The sequence below is a fragment of the Phycicoccus jejuensis genome, assembly GCF_044797865.1.
GTDB classification, from domain to species: domain Bacteria; phylum Actinomycetota; class Actinomycetes; order Actinomycetales; family Dermatophilaceae; genus Phycicoccus; species Phycicoccus jejuensis.
This window is the reverse complement of sequence record NZ_CP085209.1, coordinates 796,540-808,377: the sequence shown is the minus strand read 5'-3', so window position 1 is coordinate 808,377 and position 11,838 is coordinate 796,540. Positions and strand designations below refer to the sequence as shown.

The 11,838-nt window shown below is 68.5% G+C and carries 10 protein-coding genes and 1 pseudogene; 4 read left to right on the top strand and 7 right to left on the bottom strand.

The window, feature by feature from the left end; all coding sequences use genetic code 11:
* Positions 1-25 precede the first annotated feature (25 nt).
* Together LG324_RS03695 and LG324_RS03690 are read left to right on the top strand one after the other, a co-directional pair.
* Positions 26-682, top strand: coding sequence for a hypothetical protein (locus tag LG324_RS03695; protein WP_404351895.1), 657 nt, complete (start codon positions 26-28; stop codon positions 680-682).
* Positions 683-1,033: 351 nt separating this feature from the next.
* Positions 1,034-2,116, top strand: a complete 1,083-nt coding sequence (locus tag LG324_RS03690; protein ID WP_192912052.1) for an IS110 family transposase — start codon at positions 1,034-1,036, stop codon at positions 2,114-2,116.
* Positions 2,117-2,796: 680 nt separating this feature from the next.
* On the opposite strand, the gene LG324_RS03685 is transcribed toward LG324_RS03690, so the two are convergent.
* The 3 genes and pseudogenes from LG324_RS03685 to LG324_RS03675 form a co-directional block, all read right to left on the bottom strand.
* The gene (locus tag LG324_RS03685) at positions 2,797-3,990 is read right to left on the bottom strand and encodes a Fic family protein (RefSeq protein ID WP_404351892.1); all 1,194 of its coding nucleotides are present in this window, start codon (positions 3,988-3,990) and stop codon (positions 2,797-2,799) included.
* 619 nt (positions 3,991-4,609) lie between these two features.
* Entirely contained in the window at positions 4,610-5,827 is a 1,218-nt protein-coding gene (locus LG324_RS03680; RefSeq protein WP_404351889.1) for an integrase core domain-containing protein, read from the bottom strand.
* 55 nt (positions 5,828-5,882) lie between these two features.
* Positions 5,883-6,506: pseudogene (locus tag LG324_RS03675) on the bottom strand (type I restriction-modification system subunit M); the annotation flags it as partial.
* A 624-nt stretch (positions 6,507-7,130) separates the two neighbouring features.
* Here LG324_RS03675 and LG324_RS03670 point away from each other — a divergent pair.
* Positions 7,131-7,457, top strand: coding sequence for an Lsr2 family protein (locus LG324_RS03670; RefSeq protein ID WP_404351886.1), 327 nt, complete (start codon positions 7,131-7,133; stop codon positions 7,455-7,457).
* Positions 7,458-7,725: 268 nt separating this feature from the next.
* Here the strand turns inward: LG324_RS03670 and LG324_RS03665 are convergent, their stop codons facing one another.
* The gene (locus LG324_RS03665) at positions 7,726-9,105 is read right to left on the bottom strand and encodes a hypothetical protein (RefSeq protein ID WP_404351882.1); all 1,380 of its coding nucleotides are present in this window, start codon (positions 9,103-9,105) and stop codon (positions 7,726-7,728) included.
* A 35-nt stretch (positions 9,106-9,140) separates the two neighbouring features.
* Positions 9,141-9,482, bottom strand: a complete 342-nt coding sequence (locus LG324_RS03660) for a hypothetical protein (protein ID WP_215520167.1) — start codon at positions 9,480-9,482, stop codon at positions 9,141-9,143.
* A 217-nt stretch (positions 9,483-9,699) separates the two neighbouring features.
* Here LG324_RS03660 and LG324_RS03655 point away from each other — a divergent pair, with 217 nt between their 5' ends.
* Positions 9,700-10,572: a hypothetical protein gene (locus tag LG324_RS03655; protein WP_404351878.1), complete on the top strand. Its 873-nt coding sequence runs from the start codon at positions 9,700-9,702 to the stop codon at positions 10,570-10,572.
* 46 nt (positions 10,573-10,618) lie between these two features.
* Here the strand turns inward: LG324_RS03655 and LG324_RS03650 are convergent, their stop codons facing one another.
* Positions 10,619-10,804: a thermonuclease family protein gene (locus LG324_RS03650; protein ID WP_404351875.1), complete on the bottom strand. Its 186-nt coding sequence runs from the start codon at positions 10,802-10,804 to the stop codon at positions 10,619-10,621.
* A 332-nt stretch (positions 10,805-11,136) separates the two neighbouring features.
* Positions 11,137-11,499 (bottom strand): hypothetical protein, encoded by a 363-nt coding sequence (locus LG324_RS03645; RefSeq protein ID WP_404351872.1) that lies wholly within the window; start codon positions 11,497-11,499, stop codon positions 11,137-11,139.
* Between the last annotated feature and the right edge of the window lie 339 nt (positions 11,500-11,838).

Here is an 11,838-nt window from a genome sequence, read left to right as displayed (position 1 = left end):
GGACGCAGACGAGAGGGAGGCTGTCATGCCGCTCACCAGACTCGAGAAGCTCCTGCCCTGGACTGGTGCGATCGCGGGAGCGTGCTGGATCGGGCACAGCACGTTGCAGTCGGTGACGGAGACGGACAAACCGGGAAGCGCAACCAGCCAGGTCATCAGAGACCACCTCCTGCTCAACTACGCGAGCGTGGGCTGCCTCGTCCTCATGGGTATCGTCCTGCTCTTCTTCGCCACGGCCGTCCGCAACCTCCTGCGCTCCACCGAGCCGGCGGAGGCCACGTGGTCCTCGATTGCCCACGGCGGTTGGGTGGTCACCGCTGCCGGGCTGTCCCAGATGGTGACGTGGAACTGGGGCCTGATCATCGGGGCCGCCGCCGCGTCCGACGACGCCGCACTGAAGTCGCTGAGCTACGTCCAATTCTTCGGCTGGGCAGGGATGGGGATAGGGCTCGCCACGGCCTTCATCGCGACGGGCTTGGGTGGCCTTGCCGGTGCAGTGCTACCGCGGTGGTTCGCCATCGCCACCGTCGCCTGCGGAGTGCTGGGGGCCCTCGGGAACGCCGGCGTCCCCCCAGGAGGGTTGGTCAACTACGTGCTCCTCCCGTTCTGGCTGATCGGCGCCTCCGGCATCATGGCCCGTCGTCAGCGACTCACCACCCGGTCACCTAAGCACCGAGCCTGACCGCACCCAGGCATCGAAGCCCCACGCAGCTAACCACCCCTGAACCGCCTGTAAGTCTTCGTCTCGGCTGGCCTGGGGCTGGCTGGCAGGGTTGGCGTCGGTCACCCGGTGCGCGTTGTGACTCCTGAATCGCCTGACCCCCCTTGGGGGTGTCATGCCTGGGATCTGTCCAGCGTGCGCTGGGTGCCGGCGCCGACCCTGGCCCACAACGATGGCTTGATCAGAAGCATGTCCACCAACGGGATTGCCGTCCCGGTGGTGTGACTCATTACAGGCCCGCCTCGTCGTGACTTCTCACCCGGGCTGACGCCGGCAACGACGTCCAACCCGAACAAGTGAGGAGAACATCGCATGCCCAGTCTGCCGGTCACGGTGGCTGAGACCTACCGCTACGTCGTAGGGGTCGACACCCACGCCGCAACCCACAGCTACGCCGTCGTCGATGACCGCGGGGCACTGCTCGACCAAGCCACCTTCCCGACCTCCCCGGCCGGGCTGCGTCGCGCGAGGGACTGGATCGGTCGCCGCACCCAAGGTGATCTCGACTCGGTGCTGATCGCCGCCGAAGGAACTGGCTCCTACGGGGCTGTTCTCAGCGACGTCCTGTCTGATGCGGGCTACCGCGTGGTCGAAGCACCAACCCCTCGGCGCGAACGTGGCCGCGGGAAGACCGACGCTCTTGACGCTGTCCTCGCTGCCCGTGCCAGCTTGGTCATGCCGCTGGCCTCGCTACGTGATCGCCGCGCCGGTCAAGCGCACACCGCGCTGCGGGTCCTCACCGTCGCCCGTGAGCACCTCAACGTCGAGCGGACCAGGTGCATCAACGCACTGACCTCGATGCTGCGCAGTCACGACCTCGGCGTCGATGCCCGAAAGTCTCTGACTTCCCAGCAGGTCACCACCATCGCTGGATGGCGACGTCGCGAGGAAGGGATCGGGACGGCGACCGCCCGCGCTGAGGCAGTCCGACTGGCCAAGCGCGTGCTCGTGCTCGATGAGGAGCTGTTCGAGAACCGTCAGCGACTGACCGAGATCGTCACCGCCGAGGCGCCCGAGCTCCTCGAATTGCGCGGCGTAGGCGCCGTCACCGCAGCCATCATCCTGACCGTCTGGTCCCACCCTGGACGCATCCGTAGCGAAGCGGCCTTCGCCGCGATCGCCGGCACTGCACCAATCCCCGCCTCGTCCGGCAACACCGTGCGTCACCGCCTCAACCGCGGCGGCGACCGCCGGCTCAACCGGGCACTGAACACCATCGTGCTGACCCGCATGCGAACTGACCCAGACACCCGGGCCTACGTCCAACGGCGCCTGGCCGAGGGCAAGACCAGCAAGGAAATCCGACGCTGCCTCAAGCGCTACGTCGGACGGCAGATCTTCCGCACCCTCGCCGCGACCCACCCAGGACCAGAAGTGCTCGCGCCAGCTGCTTGACACGACATAGAAGCATCCCGGGCACCCCCTTGGGGGACGGCTGCGACCCGACCATTCCTGCTCACGGCCCCAGTGTCACCCCGTGCGACTGAAGGCCCGTGCGGCGCATTTTGGAGCCCAGAGGGCCTTCAGGAGCCGTTCGGAGTCCGGACAGAGCAGGGCCCCGGCCGCGTTTCCGCCGGCCGGGGCCCGTCTCACTGTCTCAACACAGAGCGCGCCCGAAGGGATTCGAACCCCTAACCTTCTGATCCGTAGACCGCTGTGGGGGTTCCTGGAGCCGACCCGGCACGCCATCAGCCGACACCCATGTCTTGGCAAAGTAGCAGGTCACGGGCGGCGGCACGCCGGTTGTCGTCTGCTGTCGCACTCGGTCGCGCCCGGTCGTCCTCGGTGCGCCGTGCGCGGTTTCGGGGCCATTTTGGAGCCAGCGCTGCGATCGTGACGCACGTGCGACCCTGAGCTCAGGCCATGGCCACCGTCCGGACACATCGCTGCCGTGCGTAGGGACGGTCGCATGGGTTGGCTGGCTCCCCCGCTCCCCATCATCCGGGCCCGCCGGAACGCGTCAAGGGCGCCCTCGGCGTCACTGCGTGATGGCCTGCGGCCACCCTTGACCCAACCCGCCGAGCCCTACAGATGCTCCGCTACAAGGAGCCAGCCCAGTCTGTGAAACCCAGCCATCAGACTGGAGCGCTGACTGACGCCTCCCAGTCAAACAGGGTCGGTAGGTCAACAGTTGGAGGCTCAGGAAGGCCATCCAAGATCTCAAGCTCAGCCTCCAAACTTGCGTTGGCTACTGGCGAACTGAACGCTTGGAGGGTGTCGACTGCCGAGCGGTACCGAGCGCCGTCTCGGTAGGCCAACCCAAGTTCCACGAGCTTGTTTAGATCCCGTGCGGGCATTCTGGGTCCTGCCACCGCGTACTCGCGGATCAGGTCTGGGGTGAGTTCCGTGGCCTGCTTCTTCGTCACCCAATCGCTCGGAAGAGCCAGGGCCAGCGCACGCTGACGCGAGCGCGCGTCGGTTGCCTTCACATGTGCAAAGCCCTCGTGGACGTACGACTCCCAGGCCACGCGTAGGTTGTGCGCCTTTACAGTCTGGATCTGCTCACGCAGCTGATCAACGAAACCTGTCACGGCGTAGTGCACGAAGTCATAAGGCTGACCAGTCGCCGACGCTCGCGCAAGCTGTTCGTAGTACTTCGGCCGGGTGGTGTTGTAGTGGTCCGACAGCAAGTTCGTCGCCACCATCGGTATGAGCCCACTCCGAGCGAGAATGTGCACCTCGACCAAACGCGCAGTGCGGCCGTTGCCGTCCCCGAAGGGGTGGATCCATGCGATGTACAGGTGCGCGAGGACGGCGCAGAAGACGGCTGCAGCGAAGCGATCGGACCGCCGTGTATCGAAGCCCGGATCCATCGAGTTGAGCCACTCCACCATCTGGCTCATCAGGTCCTCGACGATGTTCCATTCAGGGGCGCCGTACGTGCCAACCCCGACGCTGTGTGTTCGGAATTCGCCTGGCGCACGATCCGGCGGTTCTGCGAGGCCAGTGAGGACCATTGCGTGAAGGGCCAAGATACGCTCGACCGTGAACCCAGGCATGGCGCCATCGACCATCTCGTGGTCGATCAGAAGCAGCGCCTTGGCGATGTTCTCCACTTCGATGCCTTGATACTCGAGCGACTCGGAAAGCGCCTTTCCTCCCTCGATTCGCTCCCGCACCTGATCCAGGCTGAGCGTGTTCCCCTCGATCGCCGTGGTGGCGTGAACCCCCTTGGTCAGGGAGATGGCAGCAAGTTCCTTGGCGATAGCTGGCTTGAGCGGCGATCCGACGAGATGTTCGCACTTGGAGTACGCCTCTCCAAGCAGCATCCACGTGCGAGCTTGGACGCGTCGAGTGTCGAAGGTGAAGTCAATCCACGGATGCGACTGCGCTAGTGACCTCATTTGCGAAGATTACGTACAGGCCGAGCCGTAGGCAACCGTGCAGGTCAGAGGCTTGCCGATCCTTAACCGAGCCCTAATCTGACCTCCCAGTTGGACACGCCTCTGTCACGCTTCGATGCGTGAGTGCCTACCTCATCCCTGCAGGACCGTCACAGGCGTGCGATGTAAGGCGACGCGCGGACGGCTGTCTTGACGCAGTAGATTCTTGACGGATTGGTGTCACCTGATGCTTGACACTCTCGGCTAGGACACTGAGGTGGCAGCGGTCCGCGGCCGCTGTCCTTTGATGCTACGCACGGGCTGGTCGGTGGTGCGCCTCGCCACGCGGGTGTCGTTCTCGGGCAGCTCGATCGCCAGGGTGGTCTCGGCGACGTGGACGGTCACGGTGGTTCCGGCGTGTTCGCGGCCGAGGGCGACCTTTCTGACCCGCGACCAGGATCACGCCGGAGTTGGAGGCTCGGCGTTGCACGGTGACCGGCTCGCTGGAGGGCCGCGGCGGGGTCCCGGGCGGACGGGATCGCTGCAGCCGGACCGCCTCGCCAGGTCACAGCGGGTTGGGGCGGACGCGCAGCAGCTCACGGGTGTCGGGGTCGAAGAACAGCAGCGGCGCCCCGTCCTTGATGTACACCCCGACCCGGCGGCCGGCCAAGATCTCCGCGGCGAGCACGACGTGGCTGCCCAGGCAGATGGTCCCGGACCTTGCCACGGTCCGCTCGACCTCGACGAGCGTGTGTCGGGCACGGCTACCCGGCCCGGGCCGGGTAGCGATCGGGGCCGGGCCGGCAGGGACGCCGCCACCATGCACGAGCAGCCAGGCCAGGTCGGCAGCACTGAACCGGGACCGCAGCGACTTGATCCGGACCCCGCCGGCGGACAGGTGCACCCAGTCGCAGTCGACCCAGAACGTGACGACCTGCCCGGCGCGTGCCGGGCCGAGCCAGAACTGCTGCCCACGGACCGCCAGGTTCCCCGACGCCGGGACAGTCCGCTCCAGCTCGAGAGCCACCGGTGTCAGCGACGCCTCGACCGCCGGCATCGGCGCGACAGCCGGTGGGTCGGCGACGTCGGGAGCCTGAACGGTTGCGGTGACCTCCAGCGCGGGCGGCAGCCACAGCTCGATCTCGGTGCTGCTCGCCGGGGTGAACCGGTCCGCGGGCACCACCGGCACCTGCTCATCCAGCCCCTGGTGCGGACGGTCCCGGTTGTAGGCCTCGACGATGACGTCGACCCGGGCCTGGGCCGCCTCGATCGAGGTGAACGGCCCGGCCGCAGTGATCTCGGGGCGGAACGCGCCGTGGAAGCGTTCGACCTTCCCGTTTTGGTTCGGCGAGGCCGGCGCGGTCAGCCGGTGCCGGATCCCGTTCTTCCGGCAGATCTTGTCAAACAGCACCTCCCCGCGGTTACCCGCGTACCGGCTGAACCGGTCGGTGAACTGCTTGCCGTTGTCGGTGATCACCTCCTCGGGCACCCCGAACCGGGCCAAGGCCTGGGCGAACGCCAAACACACCGCCCGCGCGGTGGCCCGCTCCACCACCACCGCCATCACGCAGTACCGGGAGTGGTCATCGACACCGGTGACGACCTTGGCTTCGCGCACCTCGCCGGTGACGGTGCCGACCAGCTCGACCCCGCCGACGATGTCGATGCCCCACAGCTGCATCGGCCCCGGCCGCTCGAAGCGGATGTAGGCACTCCGCGGCTTCTTCCGCGGACGCGGCTTCACCAAGTCATGGCGGCGCAGGATCCGGTTGATCGTGGCCACCGACGGCGCCGGCGGCAGCGCCTCACCGCCCTCGACGTCCCCCGTGTCCCGACCGCGTGTAGTACTCGCCGCCCGACTTGCCCGCGCTGGACGCGTACATTCCCATGAGGTACTCGTAGGCGTCGCCGAAGGCGTCGATGGTGTGCTCGGTGAAGCCACCGTTGCCGAGGTTTAGGTCGCCAATGGCTTCGAGCAGTCCGACGAGCTTCTCGTTGCGCTTGGCCACGGTGGGGCCAAGCTTGGAGCTGTTGACGTCGAGGTCGTCGAACAGGCCCTTGATGCCGTCCTCTGACTCTGTTCCAACGGCGGAGGCCTCGATGTTGGTGAAGGCCCGGGACAGCGTTTCGTTCAGGTTCGCGTCGTGGCGGGCCTTGGTGCGAACATTTGCAAAGAGGTCTTGGGGAAGGATGTAGAAGCCCTTCTCCTTCACCGTTTCCTCGCGGCCGAACTCGGCCTCAGAATTCGAGAGGTCGCAGTAGTCAAAGTGATGGTTCCCGGCGCTTCGCTCGGCCTCGTTGAGGTAGGCGGTGAGGTTCTCCGAGATGAACCGGTAGAACAGTATCCCGAGGACGTAGCTCTTAAAGTCCCAACCGTCGACACTGCCGCGCAGGTCGTTGGCGATCCACCAGATGATCCTATGCAGCTCGGCCCGCTCGGCTTCTTTGATCCTCTGGCTCACGGGCCGAAGTCTCTCAGGTAGGCAGGACAGAGGTGCACCAACCGGTCAGCGAGCCCCTGACTTGGAGGCTGGGGTGCGGCGACTACTGCCGGAGCGCGCGCCTCTGCCTCGACCGTGCGCGGATCCGGTGGACCATAAGGGACCCATCGAGGAGGGGTGGCGCAGGCGCCCGAGGTACTGGTGACGATCCCGAGGAAGCCAAGCGACGTTCAAGCCAAGTACACAGACGTCAACAAGTTGGTCCGTCCAGCGGGGGACACGTATAGGCACACGTGCGGTAGGGGTAGCTGCAATCACCCACCATCGTTCGAAGCCGCCTGCGCACCTCAGGGCCCGTCAGCACGCGGGTACTGCGTAGGTTCTGTTAGTCCGTAGGTTGTGGGTTCGCGCCCCCCGGGCACACCGCCACCGCGAGACCTGGGCCATGAGGACGATCAGCCTGAAGGTCGATATCTGGCAAGCTCCCGAATGCCTGCGGCATCATGATGCGCCACAACGCTTGAGCTGCTCGCTTCGGCAACGTTTGTTCGGAACCCTGGCCCGAATCCCTGCGGCGGCGACACAGATGTTGAGCCCCGTGTGTGTGGTTGACCCACGGGGAATCACTCCGTTGAGAGGAGCCCTATGGCGCAGCGAACGATCACGGTCCTGTCTGACGACCTGGACGGCAAGGAGAGCAAGGACATCGAGACTGTGACATTCGCCTTCGACGGCGCGACTTACGAGATCGACCTGTCGAAGAAGAACCGCGACGCCATGGAGAAGGTCCTGACCCCGTACCTGAACGCGGCTCGAAAGGCCACGGGCTCTCACTCCCGCGCTTCGGCACCTACCCGCCGATCGAGCGTTACCTCGGAGGACCGTGAGTGGCTGCGCCAAAACGGATTCCCGGACATCAAGGACCGGGGCTGGCTTCCGACGGAAGCCACCGCCGCGCTCAACAACCGCTAGGTCCCGGCCTCTAGCCGCGCGCACCGCGATTGGACGCCCACTAGTCATCGCACGCTCCCTCTAAGCCGAGGTGTTGGCGCCACGCCTCAAGGGCCTAGGCCACCGCGGAGGACTTCGCGTGCCGGCACGTGTACACGGCTCGGGCCATTGAGATGCGTGATTCGTCAAGCCAACCGCGTTCGAGGACCATCACTGGCCGAGGCAAGCACCGCTATGCGTCCCAGCGCTGAACATCCGGGCGCGTGTCGGCGGTGGACTGCAACGCCTCTCACCGTTCGCATCCAACTCCCGGTCGGGCCCAGTCAAGCTTTGGAAGCTCTGGCTCGGGTCGGCGCCATCCAGTGGCGACCGAGTCCATGCCCCGGGTCGGGGCGCCGGGCGTGCCTGCTGGGTGCAAGGTCGCGGCGGCGACGTCGACCGCGCTCACAGCCTGGGCGGCCCGATCGGCGGCCTCGGCGAGGACTCCCCGTGCCGCCTGGGGGAGCGGAATCTGTCGATGATGAGCAAGGTCGGCAGGGTTCACCCATGCGTCTTGTCGGTCGCTTCCCAGATGGGCAGTGACCAGGGCGTGGGTCGCCGTCGCGGACGCGCTCAACTCTGCCTCCACGAGGACCTCTCGGACGATTTGGGCGATGTCCGGCGCCGCCGCAGTTGCCCCGCGCAGCGTCCTGGCCACCTCCCAGAGGGCTTCGTCTTGCGCAACGGCCGACGGCCGAGCCAGGCCTGACTGGTCGTGGGTGTACTCGCGCAGGGACGCTGTCAGCTCGTTCGCGCTCAGAAGCAGCTCAGGGTTGCGCCGGCGGTCACGGCCCGTGAGCTGTCGCAGATCGGCACCCAAATGGGCCCAGGCCCGCTCCGCCTCGACCAGGGACGGGGCCAGCCGCTGCGCAAACGACTCGCCGTCGACGAGCGCGGCGTGGGCCGCAGCAGCGGTCAGCGTGCTCGTGGCCAATGCGAGCTGGGCCTGGACCTGAGCCACCGCGCTCAGGTCCGCGATGGTGGGGGAGCGGGTGAGGGCGCGGTGGGCGGCGACGTCCCAGCGCGCCACTGCTGTTTGAAGGCGCGAGGTGTCCGGACTGGGTTGGTGCTGGCCCGCCAGCGCGGCGGGCCATCGGGTCTCGAGGTAGAGGCCGGCGAGCCGCTCGGCGGCCGTCGCCCGTTCTCGTGCCGTGCGGGCGTGGGTGAGTGATTCACCCGCAGGCACCGCCCGCCCGGCCTCCAACCGCCGTCGGAGATCTCGCACGTGGTGGTCGAGGGAGAGCGCGACGGCGTGGGAGGCCACGTACACGGTGTGCATCAGCCGGGTCCGCGCGGCTTCCGCGTCCAGGTGCCCCGCCTCGGACAGCTCGGCGGTCGGGTGCCGGCGGGCGCTGACGAGGTCTGCCGCGCGGGTCAGGGAAGCAGCCACGGTCGTCAGCGTCGGGTCCCCCTCGCCTCCACCTGGCCACCGCGGGTTGGGCCGGGCCGCCCGAGCGTGCAGCTGCGCCATCGTCGGGTCGTTGTCACGGTCCGGGATCGCGGCCCACACCGCGGCGGCGGCTTCGATGACCTCTCCCCACGTCCTAACTCGTGCCGCGGCCTCGTCGGGGTTGGGGTCCCACAGCGCCAAGCGTGCGTGCAGGTCGGCATCCAGCAGCAGCTCACCCACACTTCGCCCAACGACCGGCGTAGGCGGCTCACCCTTCACGGCGAGACCTGACCGGCCAGCTTGCAGAGCTCGACGATCACCCCGGAGGCGCCGGGCGGGAACTCCTCGATCGGGTGCGCTCGGGTCCGCTCCTCGGCCGCGAGGACCATCGCGGAGAACCCGCGCTCGACCACCTCAGGTGGCAGGACGATCTCGTCGAGGATGTGCCCCTGATCGCTCGGAAGCAGGTTTCGGGCTGCGGACCCGATCAGGTCGGCCCACAGACCCAGGGCGTACGTGTTCCGCTCCGCGTACGCGAGGTCTGAGGCGTCGTGCAGCAGCGCGATCGCCTCCCGCCACGCCTGTAGGGCAGGGGTTGTCGGGGTCACGGTCGTCATCGGTGGTGCTCCTCTCCGGTCAGGTCCAGCCCATCGAGCCAGAGCCTGCGGCCGCCTGGCAGAGGCCTGGTCCGATCTGGGGATATCCGCGGCTGTCACCGCCCCTGTGGACACTGCTTCCACACGCCGTAAGTGGCCCCACCTGCCGGGAAGGGTCGCCATCACAACAGGTCGGAACCACTCGGCCTAGCCGCTGAGGGTGCAGGAAGGGAATGTGATGAGCCGAGGACTGTGGAGAGCCCTGGCCGTGGGGCCCGGGCTGGTGGCCAGCACGCTCCTGACCTGGATGTTCTGCGCCCTGCTGCCGCCGCCGTGGGGTCTCGCCCTGTTCGTCGGCGGCGTGGTCCTCCTGGGCCTGCTGGCCGCCGGCGTCGGAGAGGAGGCGGCCGCCCGCGGCCTCTCCCGCGCCCGCCCTCTCGAGGACGACGAGCTCGCCACGCTCCGTCCCGCGCTCACCCTGCTCTCACGGGGGCGCCTGGGCCCCCCGCTCGTCGAGCTGCGCGTCAACCCACGGGACCGGCGCATGGTCGTCGAGCCGCTGGGCCGGCGCACCGTCGTCGTCGCCGGCGGCGTCCTCGACGCGGCGGCGGACGGTCGGCTCAGCCAGGAACAGGCGGCCGCGCTGATCGGCCACACCGCCGGTGTCGTGCGCGACGGATGGTTCCGCCGCGACTTGGCGGTCTCCTTCTGGTCACTGCCGTGGCTCACCCTCCGCGCCTTGGCCCACGCCCTGGCCGCGACCTTGAGCCGGCTGCCGCTCGTGGCCATCGGGTGGCGGCTGCGGTTCGTGGTCGCCGGCATCGCCGTCGCCCAAGCCGTCCACCAGGGGCAGCCGTGGGTGGCCGCCCTGCTGGGCACGCTCGGAGCCCTCAGCTACCTCATGCCGAGGTGGGAACGTCACTGGCGGCGCGCGGTATTGCACGCTGGGGACGGGGCGCTGGTCGACGCCGGCCTGGCCGAGCCGTGGGCCAGCCTGCTCCGGCGCCAACCTCTGACCGCGACCACCCGGGGCCGCCTTCGCGACCTCGAACCCCCGCCTGCGCCCGGGGCCGCACTGAGCCTGGCGCCGAGCCCTGTGCCTCCTCGCTGAGGAACCTCCCGGTGCCGGCCACCGGAGTCACCGGGATCGGCCTTGGCTAACAGGCTCCCCAGAGACCTCTGCCCGCCCCCTCAGCGCGCAGGGCGATCTGCGCGTACCGCGAGGCCCGCTCCCCGTCACCCGCCGGCCAGTACGTGCGGGCCCCGCCCGCCTCGAGCAGGTCGGCGCCGACGTCGCGGTCATCGACCTGCAGGTAGCGCAGCAGCCGGCCGTAGCGGTCCACCGAACGCTGCGTGCTGTACCAGGACGAGAACGGCCCTGGAGCCGACCGGCACCTCCCGCATCAGCTGCTCGCGAGCCTGGAGCGCCCAACAGTTCGCCGCAGCCCCGTCTCGCCCCATCTCAGGGGCGTCGACACCCAGCACCCGGACCCGGTGCACGTTCAGAGCCTCATCCCCGGCCACGATCACGGTGTCGCCGTCAAGGATCCCCACCACCGTGACGACCGACCCGGCGGAAGTCGGTGAATCTTCCCCCACCAGAAGCCCGACGGGCACCACCCCCACGACCGCCAGAGCCGCCACCGCACCCCCCATACAGCCCGTGACAGCCGGCTCATCGCGCCACTCCGGTCCCGTGCCTGGGCACGGGGCTTGGAGCCGGCGCCTCCACAGACACCAGGTCCTCCACGACCTCGAGAGCAGCCATGAGGAACCGGCGACGCACCCGCACGCCGCCGACGGGCGGCAGACCCGCCCGACTGGTGTCCGCGGCCGCCAACAGCAGCGCCCGGATGACCACACACCGCCGCAGGTGCTGGCTCGGCACCACCACATCAAACGACGAGCCCCGCCGCAGCCCCTCCTCATGATCCCGCAGCACGCCGAGGTCGAGGTCACCCGGCGCCAAACAGTCCAAGGCGGCTCGGATCTGACCGCGCAGGCCGATCGCGCTGTCTCGCACCGCCATCGACGTCACCGCGACATCCCCGGCCCAAGATCGGACCCCGCCGGCGCATGCGGGGAGCGGGACCTGTCGTGGGCGGCCCCGGAGAGAGCGTCGGCGCCCGCGAAGCCCCCCCCCCGCCGTCGTCGCCACGTAGCCCATCGTGTGATCCAGGTGGCGGGCCGTGACCTCGCCGCGTGCGAGCTCCCGCCCCGCCGCACTCAGGCCCAACTCCCACCCCTGCGACGACCGCCGCCCGCTGGTCCTCCGCGATGCTATGCGTGGCGATGCGGGTCGCGATCTGCGAGGCCGACGTCAGGTGCTCTGTAGCCGCGGCCGCCAAGGGCGACGCCAGGTCGAGCACGCCGGCCA